Annotated in this window: 27 protein-coding genes, 2 pseudogenes and 1 riboswitch; of the genes and pseudogenes, 17 read left to right on the top strand and 12 right to left on the bottom strand. The window is 35.9% G+C overall.

Features of this window, described 5'->3' with window-relative positions:
• Positions 1-81: 81 nt before the first annotated feature.
• The 3 genes from NSQ40_RS24295 (at position 82) to NSQ40_RS24285 (ending at position 3,759) form a co-directional block, all read left to right on the top strand.
• Positions 82-399, top strand: coding sequence for a hypothetical protein (locus NSQ40_RS24295; protein ID WP_018764600.1), 318 nt, complete (start codon positions 82-84; stop codon positions 397-399).
• A gap of 85 nt (positions 400-484) precedes the next feature.
• Complete coding sequence (gene mutTA / locus NSQ40_RS24290; RefSeq protein WP_003202680.1) at positions 485-964, top strand: antimutator 8-oxo-(dGTP/GTP)ase; 480 nt, start codon at positions 485-487, stop codon at positions 962-964.
• Between the two features lie 749 nt (positions 965-1,713).
• Positions 1,714-3,759, top strand: coding sequence for an N-acetylmuramoyl-L-alanine amidase (locus NSQ40_RS24285; protein WP_309439986.1), 2,046 nt, complete (start codon positions 1,714-1,716; stop codon positions 3,757-3,759).
• A 171-nt stretch (positions 3,760-3,930) separates the two neighbouring features.
• Here NSQ40_RS24285 and NSQ40_RS24280 read toward each other — a convergent pair whose 3' ends face one another.
• Positions 3,931-4,590 carry an HAD family hydrolase gene (locus NSQ40_RS24280; protein WP_003208807.1) on the bottom strand — a complete coding sequence of 220 codons (660 nt, stop codon included), beginning with the start codon at positions 4,588-4,590 and terminating at the stop codon, positions 3,931-3,933.
• Between the two features lie 207 nt (positions 4,591-4,797).
• On the opposite strand from NSQ40_RS24280, the gene NSQ40_RS24275 reads away from it, so the two are divergent.
• Complete coding sequence (locus NSQ40_RS24275) at positions 4,798-5,025, top strand: hypothetical protein (RefSeq protein WP_003201273.1); 228 nt, start codon at positions 4,798-4,800, stop codon at positions 5,023-5,025.
• Positions 5,026-5,093: 68 nt separating this feature from the next.
• Here the strand turns inward: NSQ40_RS24275 and NSQ40_RS24270 are convergent, their stop codons facing one another.
• Genes NSQ40_RS24270 through NSQ40_RS24260 form a run of 3 tightly spaced genes read right to left on the bottom strand, consistent with a single transcriptional unit; the run spans position 5,094 to position 7,673 of the window.
• Positions 5,094-5,900 carry an ABC transporter permease gene (locus tag NSQ40_RS24270; protein WP_033796489.1) on the bottom strand — a complete coding sequence of 269 codons (807 nt, stop codon included), beginning with the start codon at positions 5,898-5,900 and terminating at the stop codon, positions 5,094-5,096.
• Positions 5,893-6,657, bottom strand: coding sequence for an ABC transporter ATP-binding protein (locus NSQ40_RS24265; RefSeq protein WP_003201276.1), 765 nt, complete (start codon positions 6,655-6,657; stop codon positions 5,893-5,895). Before NSQ40_RS24265 ends, NSQ40_RS24270 begins: the two co-directional genes overlap by 8 nt.
• Positions 6,658-6,668: 11 nt before the next feature.
• Positions 6,669-7,673, bottom strand: coding sequence for an ABC transporter substrate-binding protein (locus NSQ40_RS24260; RefSeq protein WP_033796488.1), 1,005 nt, complete (start codon positions 7,671-7,673; stop codon positions 6,669-6,671).
• A 120-nt stretch (positions 7,674-7,793) separates the two neighbouring features.
• Between NSQ40_RS24260 and NSQ40_RS24255 the strand changes: the two genes are divergently transcribed.
• Entirely contained in the window at positions 7,794-8,090 is a 297-nt protein-coding gene (locus tag NSQ40_RS24255) for a DUF3986 family protein (protein ID WP_003201279.1), read from the top strand.
• Position 8,091: 1 nt separating this feature from the next.
• A complete protein-coding gene (locus NSQ40_RS24250) occupies positions 8,092-8,325 on the top strand; it encodes a hypothetical protein (protein ID WP_003201281.1) in 234 nt (77 codons plus the stop codon).
• Here NSQ40_RS24250 and NSQ40_RS24245 read toward each other — a convergent pair.
• Positions 8,262-8,447, bottom strand: coding sequence for a hypothetical protein (locus NSQ40_RS24245; RefSeq protein WP_157837853.1), 186 nt, complete (start codon positions 8,445-8,447; stop codon positions 8,262-8,264). The genes NSQ40_RS24250 and NSQ40_RS24245 overlap by 64 nt on opposite strands.
• A gap of 100 nt (positions 8,448-8,547) precedes the next feature.
• Between NSQ40_RS24245 and NSQ40_RS24240 the strand changes: the two genes are divergently transcribed.
• The 5 genes and pseudogenes from NSQ40_RS24240 to NSQ40_RS24220 all read left to right on the top strand — a co-directional run bounded on the left by NSQ40_RS24240 (position 8,548) and on the right by NSQ40_RS24220 (position 14,918).
• Complete coding sequence (locus tag NSQ40_RS24240) at positions 8,548-9,510, top strand: metallophosphoesterase (protein ID WP_003208806.1); 963 nt, start codon at positions 8,548-8,550, stop codon at positions 9,508-9,510.
• Between the two features lie 116 nt (positions 9,511-9,626).
• Positions 9,627-9,713, top strand: a pseudogene (locus tag NSQ40_RS24235) (DUF2196 domain-containing protein); the annotation flags it as partial.
• Between the two features lie 266 nt (positions 9,714-9,979).
• Positions 9,980-11,797, top strand: coding sequence for an acyltransferase family protein (locus tag NSQ40_RS24230; protein ID WP_003201285.1), 1,818 nt, complete (start codon positions 9,980-9,982; stop codon positions 11,795-11,797).
• A 363-nt stretch (positions 11,798-12,160) separates the two neighbouring features.
• Positions 12,161-13,360: an ATP-binding protein gene (locus NSQ40_RS24225; RefSeq protein ID WP_003208804.1), complete on the top strand. Its 1,200-nt coding sequence runs from the start codon at positions 12,161-12,163 to the stop codon at positions 13,358-13,360.
• A gap of 337 nt (positions 13,361-13,697) precedes the next feature.
• Positions 13,698-14,918 carry an ATP-binding protein gene (locus NSQ40_RS24220; RefSeq protein WP_003201289.1) on the top strand — a complete coding sequence of 407 codons (1,221 nt, stop codon included), beginning with the start codon at positions 13,698-13,700 and terminating at the stop codon, positions 14,916-14,918.
• A 122-nt stretch (positions 14,919-15,040) separates the two neighbouring features.
• Here the strand turns inward: NSQ40_RS24220 and NSQ40_RS24215 are convergent, their stop codons facing one another.
• Both NSQ40_RS24215 and NSQ40_RS24210 read right to left on the bottom strand, forming a co-directional pair.
• On the bottom strand, positions 15,041-15,373 hold the full coding sequence (locus NSQ40_RS24215; protein ID WP_006096286.1) for a hypothetical protein: 333 nt from the start codon (positions 15,371-15,373) through the stop codon (positions 15,041-15,043).
• Positions 15,374-16,284: pseudogene (locus tag NSQ40_RS24210) on the bottom strand (Nif3-like dinuclear metal center hexameric protein).
• A gap of 126 nt (positions 16,285-16,410) precedes the next feature.
• Between NSQ40_RS24210 and NSQ40_RS24205 the strand changes: the two are divergent.
• Both NSQ40_RS24205 and NSQ40_RS24200 read left to right on the top strand, forming a co-directional pair.
• Positions 16,411-16,734, top strand: coding sequence for an iron-sulfur cluster biosynthesis family protein (locus NSQ40_RS24205; protein ID WP_003208797.1), 324 nt, complete (start codon positions 16,411-16,413; stop codon positions 16,732-16,734).
• Positions 16,735-16,848: 114 nt separating this feature from the next.
• A complete protein-coding gene (locus tag NSQ40_RS24200; protein ID WP_003208795.1) occupies positions 16,849-17,754 on the top strand; it encodes a DMT family transporter in 906 nt (301 codons plus the stop codon).
• A gap of 28 nt (positions 17,755-17,782) precedes the next feature.
• Here the strand turns inward: NSQ40_RS24200 and NSQ40_RS24195 are convergent, their stop codons facing one another.
• On the bottom strand, positions 17,783-18,004 hold the full coding sequence (locus NSQ40_RS24195; protein WP_033796487.1) for a hypothetical protein: 222 nt from the start codon (positions 18,002-18,004) through the stop codon (positions 17,783-17,785).
• Between the two features lie 502 nt (positions 18,005-18,506).
• Between NSQ40_RS24195 and NSQ40_RS24190 the strand changes: the two genes are divergently transcribed.
• Positions 18,507-18,878 (top strand): ATP synthase subunit I, encoded by a 372-nt coding sequence (locus tag NSQ40_RS24190; RefSeq protein ID WP_017153754.1) that lies wholly within the window; start codon positions 18,507-18,509, stop codon positions 18,876-18,878.
• 325 nt (positions 18,879-19,203) lie between these two features.
• Here the strand turns inward: NSQ40_RS24190 and pckA are convergent, their stop codons facing one another.
• Positions 19,204-20,790: a phosphoenolpyruvate carboxykinase (ATP) gene (gene pckA / locus NSQ40_RS24185; protein ID WP_003208793.1), complete on the bottom strand. Its 1,587-nt coding sequence runs from the start codon at positions 20,788-20,790 to the stop codon at positions 19,204-19,206.
• A 229-nt stretch (positions 20,791-21,019) separates the two neighbouring features.
• Positions 21,020-21,142: riboswitch (SAM riboswitch) on the top strand.
• Positions 21,143-21,306: 164 nt separating this feature from the next.
• On the opposite strand from pckA, the gene metK reads away from it, so the two are divergent.
• Positions 21,307-22,506: a methionine adenosyltransferase gene (gene metK / locus NSQ40_RS24180; protein ID WP_003208790.1), complete on the top strand. Its 1,200-nt coding sequence runs from the start codon at positions 21,307-21,309 to the stop codon at positions 22,504-22,506.
• 496 nt (positions 22,507-23,002) lie between these two features.
• Here the strand turns inward: metK and NSQ40_RS24175 are convergent, their stop codons facing one another.
• From NSQ40_RS24175 to NSQ40_RS24165, 3 genes are read right to left on the bottom strand one after another with little or no spacing between them, the layout of a single operon-like run.
• Complete coding sequence (locus NSQ40_RS24175; protein ID WP_097786666.1) at positions 23,003-23,527, bottom strand: GNAT family N-acetyltransferase; 525 nt, start codon at positions 23,525-23,527, stop codon at positions 23,003-23,005.
• 13 nt (positions 23,528-23,540) lie between these two features.
• Complete coding sequence (locus tag NSQ40_RS24170) at positions 23,541-23,732, bottom strand: hypothetical protein (protein ID WP_003208788.1); 192 nt, start codon at positions 23,730-23,732, stop codon at positions 23,541-23,543.
• 6 nt (positions 23,733-23,738) lie between these two features.
• On the bottom strand, positions 23,739-23,918 hold the full coding sequence (locus NSQ40_RS24165; RefSeq protein ID WP_003208786.1) for a hypothetical protein: 180 nt from the start codon (positions 23,916-23,918) through the stop codon (positions 23,739-23,741).
• Positions 23,919-24,326: 408 nt separating this feature from the next.
• Here NSQ40_RS24165 and NSQ40_RS24160 point away from each other — a divergent pair, with 408 nt between their 5' ends.
• Both NSQ40_RS24160 and NSQ40_RS24155 read left to right on the top strand, forming a co-directional pair.
• Positions 24,327-24,836 carry a MogA/MoaB family molybdenum cofactor biosynthesis protein gene (locus NSQ40_RS24160; RefSeq protein ID WP_003201309.1) on the top strand — a complete coding sequence of 170 codons (510 nt, stop codon included), beginning with the start codon at positions 24,327-24,329 and terminating at the stop codon, positions 24,834-24,836.
• A complete protein-coding gene (locus NSQ40_RS24155; RefSeq protein WP_033796486.1) occupies positions 24,833-25,441 on the top strand; it encodes a molybdenum cofactor guanylyltransferase in 609 nt (202 codons plus the stop codon). The genes NSQ40_RS24160 and NSQ40_RS24155 overlap by 4 nt, the downstream gene beginning before the upstream one ends.
• Positions 25,442-25,516: the final 75 nt, after the last annotated feature.

The raw sequence follows: 25,516 nt of genomic DNA, 5'->3' as shown, positions 1-25,516 counted from the left end.
CCATTAAATGAAACTTCGTTTTACATAATTTTGTAATTGTTGAAAACAATAGAAAGTAAAAGGGTGAAAGAAGGGTGTTATATGGATAATAAGAAAACTTACTATATATCAGTAGGAAATGGTCAGATTTCGCAGGTGAAAACGGCAGATACATATAGCTTTGAAATCCAGGCGAATGATGAGGAAATTACCCAGCTTCGGGAATACTTCGATCAAGCGTATCGTGAAGATCTTGGCTCTTTTGTACGTTCGCACGTTCCGTATGTTGAGTATCATCATGATTCGAATAATGACCGGTATGATGAACAACTGCAGAAAGCCTATAAGATGATTTATGATTTAGGGAATCATGAAACGAAAGAATTAGTCGCGCAAATGGGAATAATCAATGGATTGTAGTTGGATAACATTATGCATATGAATGAGAATTGTGCTACAATTTGTGGTAGGAAAAACTTGTAACCATCTATAGGGGAGTAATGGCATGTACAAATTTAAAGATTATTACCACAACACTGTACAATTATCGTTTGAACGTTACCCATTTTCTCCTGAGCCAAAGCATGTTTGGGTTGTATGCCGGTACGGGGATCAATGGTTATTAACGCATCATTTGCGCCGCGGTCTTGAATTTCCAGGTGGCAAGGTAGAGCTGGGGGAAACACCGGAAGAAGCGGCAGTTCGAGAGGTTCATGAAGAAACCGGTGGTATTGTTTCTGATTTAACTTACTTAGGACAATACAAAGTATCTGGAAAAGACAAAATAATCATTAAAAACATTTATTTCGCAACAATTAGTGCAGTAGAAGAACATACGCACTATGAAGAGACAAAAGGGTCTGTTCTATTAAAAGAAATCCCGGATAACATTAAAACTGATAGGAAATTTAGCTTTATTATGCGTGACGATGTATTAGCGCGTACGATGAAACATATAGAAGAACTCGGCTGTTTTACGAAGTAAAGGGGCCGGGTTCTTTTTGTTATTAAAATTATATTTGTTCCTTCGGTATATATTCCGGCAGAGTGCTTGTAATGTAGTGCTACCGATATATATTCATGGAAAAACTTATATGGAGTGTTAAAAAAGATAGAAACGAACTCACGATATGTATCATAGAGTAAATTTATATAAGAGGAAGACAAAATAGCTATTTCATAAAAATAAATTAATTTTTTTCTGGCTCCCCTGTAAAATGCTTCACTCGTTCGAATCCTATAATAAAAAAATGATTTAAGGAACATTAACATAAAAAGAAGGTTTGTGCGTATGAGTATACACCGTACATATATGCAATAAAAACACACAGAGTTATAACTAATACTATTACATGCAATCAAAAACTCACTGGATTAACTGAATAATATATTGTCTTAATATTATTCAGTTAACAAAAACTTAAAAAGGAAAATTTATCTTTTTAATTGCATTTAGAATGTTGATATTATAACATTAGAATTAAATTGAATTATGAAAACTAGTGTATAGTAACACCTAATCCTAGTGGATTTTGAGAACTTGACTTATGGCAATCTCCAAACTAAAAGGCCCTATGTAGTCATATCGCGCTACATAGGGCCTTGAAACGTTTGGGGGCTGCTTTTTTTTGATTTAATATGTTTATAGAAATCAAATGTTGAGTTTTTAATTATCTTGCTAGAATTAGATTTTTATATTTTTAAATCAAGTGGATAAGGAAAGGTGAACTACACATGTTGAAGAAAACTGTAGTAGCTGTTTTAACATTAGGCTATGTGATTAGCCCAATGCAAACTTTGGCTGAAACAGAGAATGAACAGCTACCTTTGGAACAAAAAATTAGTACTGAGCAACAAAAACAATCTAAACAGGGTAATCAATTACTACCCGAGCAAAAGAAGCAAGAACAAGAAATTAGTACTGAGCAACAAGAACAATCTAAACAGGGCAATCAATTACTACCCGAGCAAAAGAAGCAAGAACAAGAAATTAGTACTGAGCAACAAGAACAATCTAAACAGCAAGATCAGTTATTACCTGAGCAAAAACAGCAAGAACAAAAGGCAATACAGCAAGATATAACAAAGCAGCCTGGAACAGCAGGTGTAAAAAGTGAGCAACCACTAGGTACTAGTGAAATAGAAACGAATCAAACTACTGTTAAAACAGTACAGGCAGCACCTAAAACACAAGTAGGTTGGGTGAATAGAGATAATAAGTGGTATTATATTCAGCTAGATGGAAAACAGAAAACGGGTTGGCTGCAAGAAGGGACTACTTGGTACTATTTGCAACAAGATGGGGCAATGAAAACAGGCTGGTTGAAAGAAGGGACGACCTGGTATTACTTGCAAAGCAATGGAGCAATGAAAACGGGCTGGTTACAGGAAGGGACAACCTGGTATTACCTGCAAAGTAGTGGAGCAATGAAAACGGGCTGGTTGCAGGAAGGAACAACTTGGTATTATTTAGAAAGCAATGGAGCAATGAAAATAGGCTGGCTACAGCTTGGAGATAAAAAATATTATTTAGAAAGCAATGGAGCAATGAAAACGGGCTGGTTGCAGCTTGGGGATAAAAAATATTACTTCGAAAGCGATGGAGTAATGAAAACAGGTTGGCTGCAGCTTGGGGATAAAAAATATTATTTAGAAAGCAGCGGAGCAGCGAAAACAGGTTGGCAGTCAATTAATGGAGCATGGTACTACTTCAACGGAAGTGGAGCAATGCAAACAGGCTGGCAGTCAATTAATGGAGCATGGTACTACTTCAACGGAAGTGGAGCAATGCAAACAAATTGGCAGTCAATTAATGGAGCATGGTACTACTTCAACGGAAGTGGAGCAATGCAAACAAATTGGCAGTCAATTAATGGAGCATGGTACTACTTCAACGGAAGCGGAGCAATGCAAACAGATTGGCAGTCAATTAATGGAGCATGGTACTACTTCAACGGAAGCGGAGCAATGCAAATGGGCTGGTTGCAGGAAGGAACAACCTGGTATTACCTGCAAAATAGTGGAGCAATGCAAACAGGCTGGTTGCAGGAAGGAACAACTTGGTACTATCTGCAAAGCAACGGAGCAATGCAAACAGGTTGGCTACAGGAAGGAACAACTTGGTACTACCTGCAAGGCAATGGGGCAATGAAAATAGGCTGGTTAGATGAGAATGGTAAAGTATACTATTTTGATACAAATGGTGTTTGGATTGACAATCCAATCATATTTGGTAAAACAATTATAGTTGATCCAGGACATGGTGGATATGATTCGGGGACATTATATGAAAATATATATGAAAAAACGATTGCCCTGCAAGTAGGTTTGAAGTTAAAGAGTTTATTAGCTCAGAGTGGTTCAAATGTTGTGATGACACGAGCAACAGATATCTTTATTCCATTAGGAGATCGTGTTCGTATTTCAAATGAAAACAAAGCAGATATTTTTGTTAGTGTGCATGTAAATTCAGCTGATGCGACTGCAGCAGAAGGAATTGAAACGTTATATAATTCTGAACACCCAAAAAGTAAACAAGCACTTACTTTAGCAAATGCTGTACAGAATGCTTTAATTAAAAATACAGGTGCTAAAAATAGATTTGTAAAAGATCGACCAGAACTTCGTGTGTTAAAGGCAGATAATAGTGCACCACCTATATTAGTAGAAACAGGATTTTTATCAAATCCTAATGAAAGAGTAAAATTGACTTCTGACAAATATCAAAATGTACTGGCACAATCTGTGTTTGAAGGAGTTCTAAAATATTTTTCTAATTAGAGGTAGCGTAACATTGCTAGTAAGCTAGGAAAAAGAAATACACTCTTAAAATGAAAAAACGCCATTCTTTCTCTAGAATTATAGGAAAGGATGGCGTTTTTGTATCTGATGAATTACAACTTTAGCTTTATACTAACGTGAAAAGTGAATTCTTTAAGGGTGACGACTTATTTATCCAAGTTTTACGAATGAAAGTACCTCAAGTAAATTTTCAACTACACGAGAATGTTCAAACTCTCCCCAAAATGAATCTTTCTTCCAAACTGCAGGAATCCCGGCGTTTTCAGCACCGGTTACATCGTTTTCCGGATGATCTCCAACATAGATACATTCTTCTGATTGGACGTTTAATTGTTTGAGGGCACGCTCAAAGATAGCTGGATGTGGCTTCTTAATACCTTCTGCTTCCGAAATGAGAATGGTATTTGTATAAGTATGTAAGTTCAAAGCGCAAATATTGTTCATTTGAAATTCGGTTATGCCGTTTGTAATAATCCCCACTTTAATATTCTTGTTTTGTAATTGCTGAAGTAATTCATGCATATTTGGAAAAGGAATGCAGTGGTTTGCGAATTCTGTTACGTAATCATGCAAGAGTTGTTCGGCTGTCACACTTGTAATTGCATATTCTTTAAGCAGGGTAGCGTATACTTCATCTTTCCAAGTATAGCCGTTATTGTCTAGCTGAATGAAACGAGAACAGTATTCTGATTTAATAATGCTGGTAAAATGATGAGCATAACGATCATATTGTTCATGAATAAAATGTTCTAAAGATTGATGCCGATCTAACAATGTTCCATCTAAATCAAATAGCACAGCACGAATCATAATAATCCCCCTTAAAATGAAAAAACTTCCTAGAAATAATTATCGCATATTTCTAAAAAAATGCATGGCATAAAACTTTTTGACGTGGAAGAAGGGACCAGAATTTCCAAATAGAATAGGTATAAAAGAGATATTGTCACAAAATTAAAACAATTATAACGCGCATGTTGAAGATGCAATGAATTCATTCTCAAGAAGGTAGAGCGTATGAAAACCATTCTTGCTATTGCTGGTCTCATCTGGGTAATGTCTCATGGTGTTCCGATTTTCGAAGGAGAACAAATCCGTAATGCATTAAATCAACATTTTGATGAGTATCATATTGTGGATCGGAAAGATAATATCGTAACAGTGCGTGTGAAGGATTGTTTTCATACGGTCATGATTCAAGGAAACACTGTAATGAACGATACAAAAGTATGTGATCAGAAATAAAAAAGCTATGATTTCTTAAAAATAATGGTATAAAAAAGAAAGAGCTGACCCAAGTATTTTGTTTTGAGTCAGCTTCTTTTTTTCTTACCTATTAATAGTTTCTCGAATCCTTCAACAAACACATACATAAGAGTAGCAAGTGCACATGTCAGTAATACACTCAGCAGTACAAGCGTAAAGTTAAATACTTGGAATCCGTAGCTAATTAAATAACCGAGTCCTTGTTTGGAAACAAGAAGTTCACCGAAAATAACACCAACCCATGATAATCCAACGTTTACTTTTAAAGTTGAAATGATAGCTGGAAAGGAAGACGGTAAAATAACTTGTTTATAGCATTGCCATTTATTTGCGCCGAATGTATCCATTACTTTTATATAATTAGAATCAACTTCTTGAAATGCACTGTAAATAACAAGAATGGTGATAATGATGGAAATAATAACTCCCATTGCGATCGAAGAGGAGATGTTTGGGCCGAAAATAACGATAATAATCGGGCCAAGTGCTACTTTTGGCATTGCATTTAACACAACAAGGTATGGGTCTAATACGCGAGCTATAAGCGGTATCCACCAAAGAACGGTTGCGATAATTGTTCCGAGAACTGTACCGAGAATAAAACCAATACCTGTCTCAAGCAGTGTCGTCCATATGTGAATCCAAAGTGATCCGTCTCCCCATTTACTTACAAATAACTCCCAAATACTTGAAGGTGAGCTAAAGAGTAAAGGATCGATCCACTCCTGTTTACTGGAGATTTCCCATAATGTAAAGAAGAGAATGAGAAGTGAAAATTGTAAAGAGGCAGCTGTCCAAGTACGCTGACGCTCTTTTTTTCGAAACTGTTTGTGTAATTGTTTTATATTATCCAAGGCGCTCCAGCTCCTTCCATATGTCTTGAAAGAGGGCTGGAAAATCAGGGTGGTACCTTGCTTGTAACGGTGGTAGGGAGCGAATGTTTTTTGGTACTGAAAATATTTTTGCGATTTTCCCAGGGTTTGCTTGAAGCAAGTAAATACGATCACTCATTGCGATTGCTTCTTCAATGTCATGCGTGACGAGAAGAGATGTTTTCTTATATTTGTGTAATAAAGAAAATACGAGCTCCTCTAATTTTAATTTCGTTTGATAATCAAGAGCTGAAAATGGTTCATCAAGCAACAGGATTTTTGGATTTGTTGCAAGTGTACGAACGAGTGCTGCCCGTTGGCGCATACCACCGGATAGTTCCCGAGGGGATTGCTTTTCTACGCCTTGCAAGCCGACTTGCTTTAAAAGTTGTAAGGTATGTTCTTTCGTTTCCTCTCCATATGTTTTTGTAATGTGCAGCCCAAGCATTATATTTTCTTCAATTGTTTTCCAGGGAAACAAGTAATCTTGTTGGAGCATATATCCCATTGAAGAAGTTGATTTTGTCACTGGCTCATCTTCTACAAAGACAATACCTTCAATTGGTTTTAATAGTCCTGCAATAATAGAAAGAAGCGTTGTTTTTCCACAGCCGCTTGGGCCAAGAAAGGAAATAAATTCCCCTTCTTCTACGTGTAAGTTAATATCTTCGAGGACGAGCCGGGCATTTTCTTTTGCAAAAAAGCAGTGGGAAACATTAGATATTTGTAAGAAACTCATTGTATTCGCCTCTATTTCTTAATAACGCTTTCGGCAATTTTTGTATCGACGAGCGCCTCATGTGGAACTTCTTTTTGTAATTCTCCAGCTTCTTTCATAATTTTTTGTAGTTGTTTCCATTCTTCCACGTCTAATAATGGATTCGTCGCATACGAATGTTGCTTTTTGTAGCGCTCGATTACTTTTACCGTAATATCTTTTGAAGTATCTTTAAAAAGTGGTGTAACAGCCTCGGCAATTTCTTCTGGACTATGCGTATCAACCCATTGTTGTGCTTTATATAATGCACGTGTGAATTTCTCCGCTGCTGCTTTGTCTTTCTTTAAAAAGCTTTCTTTTGCCATAAATGTTGTGTATGGAACAGTTCCAGATTCAGTACCAAAAGAAGCAACGATATAGCCCTTTCCTTCTTTTTCAAAAATACTCGCTGTTGGTTCAAACAACTGGACAAATTCGCCTGTACCAGACGCGAAGGCATTAGCGATATTAGCAAACTCAACATTTTGAATTAAATTTGTATCTTTGTGTGGATCAATGCCATTTTTCTTCAAAACGTATTCCCCAACCATTTGCGGCATACCACCTTTACGTTGACCAAGGAAAGTAACGCCCTTCACATCGTTCCAATTAAAGGAGTCTAATTTTTTGCGAGAAACTAAAAATGTACCATCAGTTTGCGTGAGCTGAGCAAAGTTAATAACCGGGTCTTTTGCTCCTTGCTGGTGAACATAAATGGATGTTTCAGAGCCGACAAGTGCAATGTCAATTCCACCAGATAACAGCGCAGTCATTGTTTTATCACCACCAGCTGTCGTTTGTAGGTCGATATCTAATCCTTCTTCTTTAAAGAATCCTTTTTCAATCCCAACATATAACGGTGCGTAGAAGAGGGAATGTGTAACTTCACCAATGCGAATCTTTTGCACTTGTTGCTTCGTATCGTTTTTTTTACTACAAGCCACAAACGTAAAAACAGTAAGTACAAGTATACAAAAAACAGCTATAAATTTTTTCAAAATGTGACACCTCCTAGAAATGAATCTACTGCCATAATATGTAGGTAAGTGCCTAGATGTGAGTGGATGTAGAAGGAATTTTTTGGATGATAAAGAAGTACAAATATAAGGGGTGATAAAATGAAATATGAATATGATGATAGCATGCATTTACATCTTGATTATTTTGGAGATGAATTTGATGTGGAATCGATTGCTTATAAAAGAAAACATGAAGATGTGTGGGATGTATTTTTTAACTTTGCTTTTTATGGGATTCCGCTAGTACAGGTACAGGAAGATGAATTTATGGATGACTATTCCGGGTATCGCGTTTTTTCTGTACTTGCAAATGACTTAAGCTGGGAATTTGGAAGTGCTAAGTTTGAAGAATGGCTTTTGGAACATCGTATATTAGAGAAATCAGTGCAGAAATAGAGTGATTGACTTTCTCGTTTTGTTACTTATAGTTGTAGCAGGATTTATGATATTACAGCTTCTTGTTTATCGATTTGCAAAGAAGAATGTCTATAAATATAAGGGAATGAAACTTATGCATATTTGGTTGGATATGCATGTAAAGGAGGGGTCTAAATTAGATTTTGGTGATTATACATTTATATTAATTGTATGCATCATATGGGAAATTTGGCTACTTCCTCTCATAAGGTAAAATCTTATAAAATCATCCAAACTGCTTCTAATAGTAGAAGTAAATATCCTATCATTTTTCCCCTTAATAGAAGGACCACATGCTGCATCAAATCTTAATTTTGGTTTAATTAGTTTGCTCATGTTCACCTCAATTTTCAAAAGACATACGTTTGTAACATAGAAATGATACAACATTATTTAAATCGTATCTTTTTATGAAGATGAATTTAGAGGTGGACACATGAAAGCGAATTTAGAACACGTCAAAACAAATAGAATGAATTTGAACGAAGAAGTACCTTCTTTGGAACAAGCCAAAGAAGGTACTTCCTTATTGCGGTTTAGAAGAATATGTATCATTTCCCTCATACTATTCATTCTTCCAATAACAATTTATGTATATGCTTTTCATTTAGAAACAAAATCATTTTCAGTTACATGGAACGATATTGAAAATCCAAATATTCCAGAAGGTTTTCATGGTGTGAAAATCTTACAGTTTTCAGATACACATTTCGGACCAAATTTTCCTCATAAACAGCAGCAAATATTAGTGGATAAAATCAATAAGCTAAAGCCTGACATTGTGGTTTTTACAGGTGATTTAATTGATAAATTTGGAGAATATGTTGTGGAAAGAGAGTACTCACAAACGATTTTGAAACAAATTCGCGCTCCTCTTGGAAAATATGCTGTGTTTGGCAATCATGATCGAGGAGGTGGCGGGGGACACTTATACGAACAGTATATGGAGAAGGCTGGCTTTACTGTTTTGAATAATGAAATGAAGAGGATTAAAGTTGCCAATGGTGATTACATTACCATTTCTGGTCTAGATGATTTTTTACTTGGAAAACCAAAAGTTAAACCTACTCTTCAGCACCTTCGAACAGAGGATTTTAATCTCCTGTTAGTACATGAACCAGATGCTGTTGACCAGATAGTTGAATATCCAGTGGACCTTCAACTATCTGGTCATAGTCATGGTGGACAAGTACAGCTTCCATTCATAGGTTCTATCATTACTACTTCACTAGCAAATAAATATGTAGAAGGACTTTATTCATTGGAAGGAAAGAGTAAGCCATTACAGTTGTATGTGAATCGTGGTATTGGTACTACTAGAATGCCGGTACGGTTTTTAAGTAAGCCGGAACTTTCTGTTTTTTCATTAAAGAGAACAAGCCGTTATGAGAAAAGATAGCGTGTTTATTGTTTGCGAAGTTATTAAAAAACAAACAATCGGATGCAATTGAGTGAAAATTCGATAAATCACAACAAATCTATACCCTTGTATCTGTTATCTTAAATAAGTTCGTTATTTTAACAAACACGGAGACGCATACATACGGTATTAAAGTACGATTACAAGATGGGAAAGTTGGTAGAGTTCAGAGTATCGGTTAATAAAAAAGGAGGTTATCCTAAAAATAGAATTTTTAGGATAACCTCCTTTTTTACATGAAAGTTCATAAATGAGACTATTTCATGTTAATACATAACATGGTAAAATTTTAGTTACTGTGCATGCAATCATAAAAATTGAGTGTGTTTGTTAATAGGTTTTGTAATATTTTGATTCGGTTCATATTTTTTAGAGGTAATACATATTGATAGAGTTTTATATTGTAAATATTCACGTAATTTTAGAGAAATACGGGGGTGACTGGCGGATGCCCGAACCATTAAAGAAAAGTAGTCGCTATATGGTTGGATTGGACAGTCTAAGGGGCCTAGCTATACTAGGCGTCATTTTATATCATATTAATTTTAATTGGATGCCTGGAGGATTCCTAGGTGTTACTGTATTTTTTGTACTTTCGGGTTATTTAATTACAGATATTCTAGCTATAGAATGGAAGAGAAATAAGAGGATTGACTTGAAGAAATTCTGGCTCAGTAGGGCAAGGAGATTACTTCCTGGAATGCTTGTCATGCTTGTAATTGTTTTAGCATGGATTACAATTTTTCATAGTTCTTTGCTAGGAAAGATGCGTGGGGATTCGCTAGCAGCTTTATTATATTTCAGTAACTGGTGGTATATTTATCATAAATTATCGTACTTTGATAGTTTTAGCCAACTTTCTCCACTGAATCATTTTTGGTCGTTAGCTGTTGAAGAACAGTTCTATGTAATTTGGCCATTTATTATTAGCCTCGCGTTTCGTTACATAAAAAAGAAATCACACATCATTTTATTCATTGTTTTAGGGGCAGCTGCTTCTGCATTGGCAATGGCATTTCTGTATGAACCAGGAGCTGATCCAAGCAGAATTTATTACGGTACTGATACAAGGGCCTTTTCCTTATTGATTGGAGCGGCACTTGCCTTAATTTGGCCAAGCAGTAGGCTTGCAAATAAAATTATTCCACAAGCACGTCTCATTCTTGACGTAGTTGGAGGAATTGCTCTTATTATTATCCTCGTTATGTTTTGGAAGACAAATCAATATGATCCGTTTCTATATCGCGGAGGAATGGTCATTTTATCAATTGCTACTGCTTTATTAGTGGCGAACCTTGCTCACCCAGCTAGCCGAATTGCTCAATTTTTAAGGTTTAGACCACTGCGTTGGATGGGAGTACGATCGTATGGGATATATCTTTGGCATTATCCGATTATCACGTTAACGACTCCGAAGGTAAATGCTGGAGAGTTTTCGCTTACAAGAGCAATTCTTCAATTTTTACTTATTATAGTAGCTGCACAAATTTCATGGAAGTTTATTGAAAATCCAATCCGACAAGGGGCATTGAAGAATATTCGCTCTAGGAATTGGGGAATAAAAAACTTAGCATTAAGTGGTAAGCTAGCCTTAGTATGCGCACTATTCGTTTCTACGATCGCTGTTTTTGGATTATCAACAGCTAGTAAAGCGAAGGATAATCCTCAAAAAGATAAGGTGGAAGCAGTACAAACGGAACAAAAAGAAAAACCGAAACATCCAGTGGCAGTTAGGGAAAAACCAGCTGATGAGCCACCTCGAAATAAAGAAAAACAAGAAGCTGCTGCGCAGCCTAAAGGTCCTCAAACAGTTACAGCTGTAGGTGATTCTATTATGATTGACGTCGCCCCGTATTTGAAAAATTCATTTCCTAATATTAGGATAGATGCAAAAATTGGTCGTCAACTGTCTAAAGCAATTCCTGTGGTGGAACAGCTAAAGAATGAGGGGAATTTAGGGAATCATGTCATTATTGGATTAGGTACAAATGGTGCCTTTACAAAGGATCAACTCGTATCATTAATAAAAGTGATTGGGAATGAACGTAAAATTATATTCATCAATACGAGGGTACCACGTCCGTGGGAATCATTAGTGAATGAGAAATTAAAAGAAGTAGCATCTGAGTACAAAAATGTGACGTTAGTCGATTGGTATTCAGCAAGTGCTGATAATAAGGCGTATTTTGAGCCGGATGGCGTACATTTAACGAGAACAGGTGCAGAAGCATATGCTGCGCTTGTAGCAAAAGCGGTGAATCAATAATTTGATTTGCATCACACTTTGACATAACTTCAAAGTGTGATGCAATAGATTGATTGAAATCAAAAAAGAACTTGTAGATACGCTACAAGTTCTTTTTGACTTATATTTAATAACGGGGTAGGCTCAAACACAAAGAACGGGGAGTTCTCTTTACAGTTAACCTGACAAGTTCAGTATATAACAAATAATAGCGTTTTTTAGTACATATTATTGAAAATTATGTGACTTATCAAATTGATAAGTCGGGGTAAACTTTTCTACATTATTTGATATTATTTTGGTCAAACACTATTGTCGTTTATTATAATAATGAGTGTTAGTAATAATATAGCGAAAGTATATAGCTTTTGAGGAAGTGTTAAAGTGAAAGAAAACTTTATCTCATTTCAAGAAGAAAAGAAAAATGCTCGACTCTTTTTATGGGTATTGAATATTGTATGGGTTATATATGAAACAGTTTATTCTGTTATGCTAGGAGATTCTGAAACACTAATAAGATTAGAGGTTCAAGTTCCAACGTTTTTGTATGGAGCCTGCTTAATAGCATGTAGTATGTATATGATGAAAAGGGAACAGGCATATCGTGTTAAGTATATATATTTAATAGCTTATATGTGTTCAGAAATTTTAAACTTATATTGGTATGCACTTCACAATAAAGTAGCATTTGATGATGGGCATACAGTTGAATTTGTTTTTATTTTATTTGTACCAATTTTTATGAGTAAACGATATTTACTTTGGTTATTTTTGGTTATTATGGGGAAATACAGTGTACTTTTGGTCCTAGGAGAAAAAAAGGCATTTATGCCATTGATTATGTATAGTCTTTTATTATTTGTAACGTATCTCCTATTGAATCGATTTTTACAGTACCTTTCTACTGTAAACAACGTGATGATAGAAAAGCGAGAGTCTGAAAAGCTCGTAGTTATTGGAAAAATGGCAGCATCTGTTGGACATGAAATTAAAAATCCACTTTCATCGTTAAGGGGATTTACACAATTGCAGAAAGAGAAATATGTAGATGATAAAGTGTATGAACATATGATTGATGAAATTGAGCATATAAACAATATGATAAGTGAGCTTATGGTAATGGCAACTTGTAAACCTTCTACCTACAGTAGTTATTTAGTAGAAGAAATTGTATCAAATGCGTTGAAAGAAATGAGTGCAGAAATCAACAGGAAACAGCTGTATCTCATTTATGATGTTGCACCTGATCAAATAAAAATAGATTGTGATCATCGTAAATTAAAAGGAGTATTTCTATACATAATAAAGAACGCAATTGAAGCGATGGGACATGGCGGAACACTTCAAATACATATAAACAAAAGAAATGAAGATGGTGTAATAGTAAGTATTGTAGATAATGGGTGCGGTGTGCAGGAAGAGAATTTACAGCGTATAACAGAAGCCTTTTATACGACAAAGAAAAATGGCATCGGTTTAGGGCTTACTGTTGCTTGCAAGATTATTGAAGAACATGATGGGAAAATACACATTACGAGTAAAAGAAACGTAGGAACGAAAGTAGACATTATTTTACCTATATAAGAAAATTGAAAAACCGACATAAAACCTTTCTTTTTAGGTGGGAGAGAGCATCCGGCCATGGATAGAAGCGGTCAGATCCTTTTCCAGCCCCATGCCAAGTGAAAACAAAGAGAGAAAACGAGTGCAGGTCACCTTTTATTTTTCATAGCAGCTTATATGTGAAAAATAAAAAAGGAGTTATCCCGCAAAAGCTCGACGGGTGATGGAAGTTTCACTTTATATAAATACAAATTGAAAAATCGACAGAAAACCTAATTTATGTTAAAAAAATCAAAATGGGTTTATATAGAAGGCAAGATTCGCGAAGTATGTGTATTGTGAATAGAGGAGTTACTACATGGACAGTGTTTATAAATTAACAAGGGAAGAGATTCGAACGTTAAAGCTGTTTTTAAGTTTATTCTTTACAACTTTTTTTATTTATGATGTTGCATATTATTATATTATGCCTAAGCTAGAAGGGGGAGGAGATGGGGGTCCAATTCTAGAAATGGGTTTAGGGATATGGTTGTATATTCTCATGGTTATATTGGTGTTTGTGGGAATATATGTGGCGAAGCGACAGAATCCATATGCTGTGAAATATATTATTTTCATAGGATATAATATATTAGATTTCATTCATAATTTTATCATTTACTATGGAACAGATTTAGAGTTTGATGCAGGGAATATAGTGGAAGGGTTTTTCTTTCTTTTCGCACCATTATTTGTAAATAAACGCTATTTTTGGTTGGTAACGGGAGGGACAATAATAAAGTATGTTTTAATGGGATTCATTGTGAATTCTTTTATTGTTCTCATTCCTATTGTTCTTTGTAGCTTGTTTTCCATTATAGGATGGATTATTTTATTGAGATTCCAATCTTATATACACACAATTGAAATGACACATAAGGAATTGCAACAATCGGAGAAGATGGCTGTAATTGGAAGGGTGGCAACAGTTATCGGTTTTAAAATGCGTAATCCATTGATGCTGTTGAACGGTTTTGTTAGAGGACAAAAAGAAAAGTATCCTGAGGATAAAGCCTATTGTGATATTATGGAGCAAGAAATCGAAAGAATCGATACAATTGCCACCGAACTGGTGGAGCTTGGAAATTCTAAGCCAATGGAATGCGGGAATCATAATATAAAAGACATTCTTTCATACGTGGTAAGAATTATGGGACAGCCTGCTTCGGAACGAGGAATTAAAATACATACCATTTATAAAGGTGAGTTACCAAGTATAATATGTAATGAAAAACGTTTAAAACAAGTGTTTTTAAATTTAATAAAAAATGCGATTGAATCTATGCAAGATGGTGGAATAATTATCATTGAGGTTACATTAAAAGATGCAATGATAATTCGAATCAAGGATGAGGGATGTGGCATACCGAAAGACAAAATGCCTAAACTGAGCGAAGCTTTTTATACAACGAAAGATGATGGAACTGGTTTAGGATTAATGGTTACATATAAGATTATTGAAGAACATCAAGGCAAGATACAGTTTGAGAGTGAAGTTGGAGTAGGGACTACAGTTGAAATTACGTTGCCAATTCACTGATGAATGGGAAAGAGAGGGAAGCAGATCCTCTCTTTTTATTTAAACTGATCGTTACATATACCTTATTAGATTTATTATCTATTCCTGATAACTAAAAGATCCGCAGCATTAGCGAATCTTTTTTAATCTCGTAGGCCAAATCCAATTACTTTCTTTGTTTTCATATCAACAAATGCATCTACATTTCCAAGTTTGTAAGAACGATCAGATGGGAATGAAATACGATAAACCTCTTTTCCTATATAAGAGGAATCTTTGACCGAAGATATTCCGGCTTGCAATGTTTCAGTTGTAATTGTAGCATGCTTCCAGCCATCACTTAGTTCTTCTTTCGTATGTTCAGATAATTGATCCCACACTGTTTTTCTTAATTCGTCTTCAGGGTTATTTTTACATGCACCTAATAAAAAACAGGTAAGAAAGAGAAATATAAAAAAAATTTTTCGAATGCGCATTTAATACCACCATTTCTTTTGCGGAAGTAAAACAACATCCACATCAAAGTTTTCTATAAACCAATCACGCATTAATGTTTTCTTCACTAAGTATTCAGAAGCAGAGTGTGACACACCGATAAGTGACATATTCGTTTCTTTCACATAGTCCATAATTAATGAATACTTATGTTTGCCGTATTCGTTATCAATATGGCAATGAATTTCACCTGTAATATACGCCTCAGCGCCCTTTTCTTCTGCTTCTTTAAGAAGATCTATTTTATCACCGCATCCAGCGATAATTGCAATTTTTGTGATAAATTCATGTCGTTTGCCTTCAAAGTCTATATATGGAATGTGAAAGAGTTCTTTTAGTTGGTTTTCGAGTTTTCTTGTTGTTGTTTCAGGAATTTTGCTTATGATGGTATATCTTTACCATCATAAGCAAAACCATCTACTATATCGGCCTCTAGAGCTTTTGCAATCGCAATGCTTGTTCCGTATGTTTGATGATGATCCATTGGAACATGGCATGTATAAATAGAAAGGTCTTTATCTTTGATTCCTTGTAAATAGTGAGCTGGAATCGGTAAAAAGCCTCGTCCGCATTTTCCAAGAGGATCACCGCATTCCATGACAAGAGGATGATGCATAAAAAGTAAATCACCTGGTTTCGATTGTAAGATGAACTTTTCAAGAACATCATCTGTTGGGAAGACTGCTAAAAAGACGCTATTTACAGTTGCAGCCCCTTTTATCATAAGTCCGTTAAAGGTATTTACAAAGTCTGTTTCAAAAAAATGTTGCCAAGGAAAATCAATTGGATCGTATACAGCTGGAATAAAGCGGCTGAAGGCACCGTCTTTTCCATATTTTTTAATTTGAAATAAATGATCAAGTGCTTGTTGTATTTCTTGTAAAGCTGGCATAATTCACCCTCCTTTATCACATACATTTTATATTAGTCTTAATTTTCTGTATACAATAAATGGATAGAATTCATAAAAAGAATGGTACAATATAAGAATTATGTACTGAGGTAGGAGGGACAATATATGTACGTTACTGTAACAGATGCAGCATATAAAAAGATTATGGATACGATTCCAAGTGAAACGAAGTTTATAAAATTATTTTATGATAATGAAGGATGCGGCTGTGTGATGAGTGGAATTATTGATTTGGTGGCTGTATCAGAGAAAGATGAACGTGATGTAGATATTGATTCAAATAAACTACAGTTTATTGCGGATCGCACAAAGCTTGTTTTTATGGATGATAAATTGACTGTTGATTTACATGAATCAGGTGGATATTTTCAATTGAAGAGTCCGAATCAGTTTTATAATCCGAATATGAAACTCCATATTCGAATATAACTTATGAAAAAAGGAGCAAACTGTACGCTCCTTTTTCTTATGAAATTCTTCAGTTCATAAAATGTACATTTAATTAAATTTTCTGTATAATCATCTGTGCGGAGGGGATTACGCATGAGAAGATGGGGGATTGAATTATTACTTTTAAATGTTGTTATCATTTGGGGGATAAATTATACGATCGGGAAATACGGACTTGAGGAGTTTTCAGCAGTTGAGTTTACTGCGCTCCGTATGATAGCAGCAGCACCGTTATTATTACTACTTACATTTTATATTGAAAAGTCATTGTATATGGAGAGAAGGGACATACTAAGGCTCATTGTTGTGAGTATTGTCGGTATCGTATTGTATCAAACGTTATTTATGGAAACTATTAAATATACATCCGCTACGAACGCTTCTTTACTCATTTCTATTTCACCTATTTTTACAACGATGTTTGCCATTTTGTTTAGGCAAGAGAAATTTTCTTCGCGAAAATTAGTTGGTTCTACCATAGCGTGCAGCGGTGCAGCGCTTGTGTTATTAGCTGGACATTCGCTTGTTGGGTCTTTTTACGGAAATGGAATTGGACTGATTACATCAATGTGCTGGGGGCTATATCCAGTGTTAGCAGGACCACTTATTAAAAAATATTCAGCGCTTCGTGTGACTGCATGGTCAGCAGTTGTTGGAGCGATTCCTCTTGTTATACTAAGCGGCTGGCATATTTTTTCGATGCCGTTTCAAATTGAACAAGGAATGACATGGTTTGCACTATTATATTCTATTTTCTTTGTAACGGTATTCGGTTTAGTTATGTGGTATATTGGTGTTCAAAAAATTGGAGCTTCTCATACGATGGTATATATGTATATTACACCGCTTGTTGCGGTTGTATTTGCAGCGGTATGGGCGAAGGAACAGATTTCATTACAACAAATAATTGGCGGGTGTGTTATTTTTCTCGGTTTATGGTTTGTGAAATCCGAAAAACCTGGGACGCAGCCTGTCGCGTCAGAACATATATCAAAATAGGAAAACAGATCAGTCATGATCTGCTTTCCTATTTTTTTATTTTGGGTAGAAATATGAGGAACAAAATGGCAGTAATAAGTGGGATTAAGTTGAGAAAAGGTATGCGGAACAGTGCAATGAGAATAACTCCGGAGAGAAGAACACTGAGGACAGCATAGAAGATACTATGTTTTTTTGTGTACCAATATAATGAGAGTCCTATAAGTGCAGGGATAATGAGGTGAATGAGAGCCATTAAAAAATAAATCATTATACGCCCCCTTTTTTGTGTACTTACTACATGCATGTAAATTGAAAAACTGACGTAAAACCTTTCTTTTTAGGTGGGAGAGAGAATCCGGCTATGCGTAGTAGCGGTCAGAGTCCTTTCCTGCCCCATGTCAAGTTAGAACAGAGAGGAAAAGAGTGCAGGTAACTTTTGGTGCTTCGTGGCAGCGATTTTATATGTTGGAAAATGAAAGCGGATATATATACATCATATCCATATTCTTATAGATTGATATCACTTTTTTATAAATCTATGAAAAAATGTTTGCAAAAACGTCACAAAATGATCCTACTTCCAAGTTAGAAATCTTGTATAATATTATTTCTGAAAAATATTTTAACAACATAAGTGTAGTGGTTATGTTGTTTTTCTTTGAATGTAACAGATAAAGTGAAACTTTAATCAGTGGGGGACTTCCTGCCCGTTAAGGCGGGATAAAGTCTGATGATATGTAAATAAGATGATAATGATAAAGGAGAATTGCATGATTAGTATGTCACTAAGGTCATTTAAAATCCAAATGTATTATTTGCTGGGCGCGATGCTATTAGGCTGGGCGATGACACCTTTTTCTGCTCACTTTTTAGGTGTGGGGATTGGTTTACTCGTTAGTATGTATTGTGTTTGGATTTTAGGAAGACGTATTGAAAAGCTTGGAGATAGTATTGTAAAAAAGAGTAAGGCACCAACACTTGGTATGATTAATCGCTTTGCAGCAGCGATACTTGGTGCGATTATTATGTATGAGATTGAACACCATATGGTCATGTGGGCATTTGCTGTTGGAATTATGGGTGGTTATTTTTTAATCGTTATTAATTTAGGGTATTACAGTATGAAGGATGCGAAGAAATAAATACAAAAACCTTTTCTTTTAGGTAGAAGAGAGGCCCCGTCCATGGATAGAAGCGGTCAGTGCCTTTTTTCGCCTCATGCCGCGTGAAAACAAAAGGAGAAAGTGAGTGGGGAATCTGTTTTTGTTTTCGAAGCCGCGATTTATATGTTGGGAAATCAAAATATATATAGAAAGAAGCTTACGTTTTTATCGTAAGCTTCTTTTTTATTGTAAGTATGTGTAACCTATTAAGCCGCATGGGTTTTGTCGGTGAGTACACGCACTTTTTAGGCTACAACATACTTATTCATATGAGTAAAGGGGTATTCAAACAGTAAAGGTTAAATTAAGCGATTGGACCGCCTAATTTGATCATGTTTTCAGAAACGTTCTCGAACTTCTTGAAGTTTTCTTTGAATTTACCTGCAAGTTCGATTGCTTTTGCTTTGTAAGCAGATGTATCAGCCCATGTTTGTTCAGGCATTAATACTTCATCAGGTACACCTGGTACATGAAGTGGTACTTCAAGACCGAAGATGTCATGTTTCACTGTTTCAGCGTTATCAAGCTCGCCGTTTAATGCGGCTTGCACCATTGCACGAGTGTAACCTAAGTTCATACGTTTTCCAACGCCGTATTCGCCACCAGTCCAGCCAGTGTTTACTAGGAATACTTTTGCATCATGTTTCTCGATCTTCTCACCAAGCATTTCAGCATAGCGAGATGCATCAAGTGGTAAGAATGGAGAACCGAAGCAAGTTGAGAATGTCGCTTGCGGAGATGTTACGCCGCGCTCTGTTCCAGCTAGTTTGCTAGTGTAACCGCTTAAGAAATGGTACATAGCTTGCTCTTTATTTAATTTACTGATTGGAGGTAATACCCCAGATGCATCAGCAGTTAAGAAAATAATTGTATTTGGATGTCCAGCAACACTTGGTACGACGATATTATCAATCGCATCAATTGGGTATGCAGCACGTGTATTTTCTGTTAATGTAGTATCATTGTAATCTGCAACGCGTGTTTGATCATCAATTACAACGTTCTCAAGTACAGATCCGAATGTAATGGCATCAAAAATTTGTGGCTCTTTTTCATGAGAAAGGTTAATACATTTTGCGTAGCAACCGCCTTCAATATTGAATACACCGTTATCAGACCAACCGTGCTCATCATCACCAATTAATTTACGGTGTGGGTCAGCAGATAATGTTGTTTTACCTGTTCCAGATAAACCGAAGAATAAAGCGACATCGCCTTCTTCACCTACGTTTGCAGAGCAGTGCATAGATAAAATATCTTGTTCTGGAAGTAAGAAGTTCATAATAGAGAAGATTGACTTTTTCATTTCTCCAGCGTATTCCGTACCACCGATTAATACGATGCGTTTTTCAAATGAAACCATGATGAATGCTTCAGAGTTTGTACCGTCGATCTCTGGATCTGCTTTAAAGCTTGGTGCAGAAACAATTGTGAACTCAGCTTCATGATTTGTTAATTCTTCTTCAGTTGGACGAATAAATAATTGATGTACAAATAAATTGTGCCATGCATATTCGTTAACAACTTGTAATGGAAGACGATAGTTACGATCAGCACCAGCGAATCCTTTAAATACGAATAATTCTTCTTTTTCCTTTAAGTATTCTAATACTTTTGTATATAATTTATTAAAATGTTCTTCAGAAATCGGTTGATTTACAGGTCCCCAAGCAATCTTATCGGCAACCGACGCTTCTTTCACAATAAATTTATCTTTAGGAGAACGTCCTGTATATTTTCCTGTAGAAGCAGAGACGGCACCAGTAGAAGTTAATTTTCCTTCATTTCTCATTAGTACTTTTTCCACTAATTGTGGAACGCTTAATTGAACCTGTGCATTGCTTCCGTTCAGTAATTCGTGTAATCCAATTTGGACATTCACAGTACTCATATTTATATACCATCCTTTTCATTTTAATGAAATATTTCTCGTAATCCCCATCAAGAGTATAACACAATCATATAAATAATGTATACTATTTATTTATTTTTGTTTGTGCGAATGTATTATTTTCCTATTTATATTTCGTCCAACAAATAATGCGAAAAACTTGTAGGAATATGTGAATATTAATTGACAAATGAATATCATTTCTTTAGTATAGGTTGGGACGGATACTCTCTTATCCCGAGCTGGCGGAGGGACAGGCCCGATGAAGCCCAGCAACCTCACTTGTAACGGTAATAAACAAGTGAATAGGTGCTAAAACCTGTGCGAGGCGAACGGTCTCGAACGATAAGAGCGAAGGGCAAAAAGCAGTATGCAAGTAGCAAATCAAACCTTTCCTCTATATAGGAAAGGTTTTTCTTTATACTTGTGTGGGAGAATAAATGAATGTCGCAGTTTGTGGCAAATTAAGGATGAGTTCCGTACAATATATACGATTACTGTAGGGAGGTTTACCACATGACAAAACAACGTCATCTGTTCACATCTGAGTCTGTAACTGAAGGACATCCAGATAAAATTTGTGACCAAATTTCTGATTCAATTTTAGACGCGATCTTAGCAAAAGACGCAAATGCACGTGTAGCTTGTGAAACAACAGTAACAACTGGTTTAGTATTGGTAGCGGGCGAAATTACGACTTCTACTTATGTAGATATTCCAAAAATCGTTCGTGAAACAATTCAAGGTATCGGTTACACTCGTGCAAAATACGGATTCGATGCAGAAACTTGTGCAGTTTTAACATCTATCGATGAGCAATCTGCTGACATCGCTATGGGTGTTGACCAAGCGTTAGAAGCACGTGAAGGTCAAATGACTGACGCTGAGATTGAGGCAATTGGTGCAGGGGACCAAGGTTTAATGTTTGGTTTCGCATGTAATGAAACAAAAGAATTAATGCCACTTCCAATCTCGCTTGCTCACAAATTAGCTCGTCGTTTAACGGAAGTTCGTAAAGATGAAACATTAGAATATTTACGTCCAGACGGTAAAACGCAAGTTACAGTTGAGTATGATGGAAATGGTAAACCAGTACGCATCGATACAATTGTAATTTCTACACAGCATCATCCAGAAGCTACATGGGAACAAATCGATCGCGACTTAAAAGAGCACGTAATCAAAGCTGTAGTACCAGCAGAATTAATGGATGAGGAAACGAAATTCTTCATTAACCCAACAGGCCGCTTCGTAATCGGTGGACCACAAGGGGATGCTGGTTTAACAGGACGCAAAATTATCGTTGATACTTACGGCGGATACGCTCGTCACGGCGGCGGTGCATTCTCTGGTAAAGATGCAACAAAAGTTGACCGTTCTGCAGCATACGCAGCTCGTTATGTTGCGAAAAACATCGTAGCAGCTGGTCTTGCTGAAAAAGCAGAAGTACAACTTGCATACGCAATCGGCGTGGCACAACCAGTATCAATTTCAGTTGATACATTCGGCACTGGTAAAGTATCTGAAGAAGTACTAGTAGAACTAGTTCGTAACAACTTCGATCTTCGCCCAGCTGGTATCATCAAAATGTTAGACTTACGTCGCCCGATTTACAAACAAACAGCAGCTTACGGCCACTTCGGACGTACTGATGTAGAGCTTTCATGGGAACGTACAGACAAAGCAGCAACTTTAAAAGAGCAAGCTGGTCTATAATATAAGAAGAAAAAAGCTTTGCGCGAAGGCGCGAAGCTTTTTTTTTAGGCATGTTAACACACATTTGGGTAAAGTTAATCTTGAACTTTATTCAAATATATATTGGCTAATTTGATTGCACATAATTGTGGAATCAAATTTAGGAAGTTAACTACTGTCAATAATTGGATGGGTGTTAATGGTTTAAAATATCCCCCAAAATATTCATCACTTGTTACATGGATAAAATAATATGAGATTATTGCAGATAATATATTGCCTATTATAAAAGTGGCTGTAGTATTCAAGCATTTACAACAAAAAGCAAGTAGTGAAGTTACAAGCAACATAATGAAATAACCAATCATAGAACGATCAGTGAAATCTTTATACATGGAAAAATATACGAACGGAAAGCAGTATACACAGATGATTAGTATAGTAAGGATTATTTTTTTATTTATTTACCACCTTAAAAAGTAGTTGTTTTACATTCTTCACTGATGGAAATTTCACATTACTTGTAGTTGTTCTGCAGCAAGGCAAACATTTCAATATCATGCCATTTCCCATTTCGGAATACGGCTTCTTTACAGGTACCTTCATGTTGAAAGCCGAGCTTTTTATAGAGAGAAATGGCTTTATCATTAAATGAAAATACACGTAAGGATACACGATGTAAGTTCAATTCTAAAAAGGCATAATTTAATAACACTGTTAAGGCTTCTTTCCCGTATCCTTGTCCCCAGCAATTCTTTTTACCGATATCAATAATACATTCCGCATTCCGATTGTGTGGATCGATGTTAATTAAAGAAGTGAGACCAATGGGAAGATGACTATCTCTTTGTTCAATGATATAACTTTTAGAAGTGGGAGAGTGGATGATTTGTTTGCAAAACGCTTCTGTTTCTTGAACGGAATGGACATCAAGATTAAGGATAGTGGTATTCATAACTTCTATATCGTTCCGCCAAAGATGATAGATGGGAATATCGTCTTCTGAAAACTTTCGTAAGCGAATTCGATTTGATTCGAACAATTCGGTATACCTCCTATTTCACTTCATTATTTTGTTTTGTGAATACTCCAACACACGAACCACAATATACTTCTCCATCAAGCTCAATATATTTTTTCATATTCGTCATCCCGCTTGGAGGGAACGGCATATGAATCCATGTTTTTTCATATGTTTGAATCTCTTTTCCGCATGATCTGCAAATTGTAGGTTTTTTGCGAAACAATGGTCATCATCCTTTCTTTTGACGCGCTTTTCCAGCACAAAATGCACTGCATAGTAAAAAGAGTGTCGCAAATCCCCAGCCGCCAATTGCTGAATATGGAACAGCATCCTTTAATGCCATCCCAGCACTGATGGAAGCGACAAATAGAAGGATAAATACCGTTGTGAGTTTTTGATAAAGTTCCATGAATGAACCTCCTAATTATGAAAATTTATTTAGTATGTATCTGGTTATTTCGTGCGATTCCTAATCCATTGAAATAAAATAAAGCAAGAGGAACCACGGTTCTCGATAATAGCGAATAGAGTCGTCTAGCATGAATACGTATCATTTTAGAAAATTGATATCTAATCTATAGGTAATGAATTGGAAGGGAATTAGGATTATAAGAAAAGGAATTCATGGGACAGGTTGTTTAAGATTATAAAGAGATATAGATAAACTCCCTTTTTATGGTTATATATACTTATATTGTATCATGATGTTTTGGTCATGTAATAGATAATTGTGGATATGTGATGTATTTCATATGTAATAAAGTTTCTATACGATATGATAAAATTATGAGTAGTTCATAAGAAGGAGCGAATAAAAATGAGCGTAATAGAACATAAAAAACAAGCACCCACAGAGGTTCGTTGTAAAATTATTACAATCTCTGATACACGTACAGAAGAGACGGATAAGAGTGGTAAGTTGTTAAAAGAATTATTATTAGAAGCGGGCCATATAGTAACCGCTTATAAAATTGTAAAAGATGATAAAGAAAGTATTAGGCAAGCTGTATTAAGTGGATATCATCAAGAAGATGTTGATGTTGTCTTAACAAATGGAGGAACTGGTATTACAAAGCGTGATGTTACGATTGAGGCAGTTTCGGCATTATTAGATAAAGAAATTGTTGGATTTGGTGAATTGTTTCGGATGATTAGTTATTTAGAAGATATCGGCAGCGCTGCAATGCTAAGTAGAGCAATTGGCGGAACAATTGGAAGAAAAGTTGTCTTTTCGATGCCAGGTTCTAGCGGGGCAGTTCGCCTTGCGATGAATAAATTAATTTTACCAGAGTTAGGACACATTACATTTGAGCTGCATCGTCAATGAAAAAGCTCGCTGGGATTGTATTAGCTGGTGGTATGTCGAGACGATTTGGTGAGCCGAAAGCATTGGCAAGCTGGCAAGGACATACTTTTATCGAACAGATTGTTCAAATGATGCGGGATACTATACAAAATGTAGTTGTGATTAGTCATCCTGATATAAAAGAAAGAATTGTTACCTTAGTAGACGTTCCTGTTATAGAAGATATTCCTCCCTATAAAGGAGATGGACCGCTTGCTGGAATTGTATCGGGGATGGAGCATATAGAGACGGAGTGGTATATCGTTTCGCCTTGTGATGCACCGAACCTTTCAAATGAGTGGATTACAGCATTAATAGGACAAATAAGTGGTGAATATGAGGCAATTGTTCCGGTTATTGATGGAAGAAAGCAGCCGTTATTAGCAGCGTATCATTATCGTGTAAAAGAAAAAATATGCGTATTACTAAATGAAGAAAAACGAAGTATGGGACAACTTTTATCACAGTGCAACGTAAAATATGTGATGGAAGAGGAATGGAATGTAGCGAAAGAATTATTTGTGAATGTAAATACAAAAGAGGAATATGCGCGGTTACTGAATGAGAAAAAGAACAAAAAGGTATGACGTTATAGAGTCATACCTTTTTGCTCTTTATGAATACGATGGATGAGTTCATTGTTATATGTTTTGAGGTCAATT

This window comes from Bacillus sp. FSL K6-6038 (assembly GCF_038050455.1).
Classification (GTDB): domain Bacteria; phylum Bacillota; class Bacilli; order Bacillales; family Bacillaceae_G; genus Bacillus_A; species Bacillus_A pseudomycoides.
Note: the sequence above shows the minus strand (reverse complement) of the source record. Positions and strands in the feature narration are given on the sequence as shown.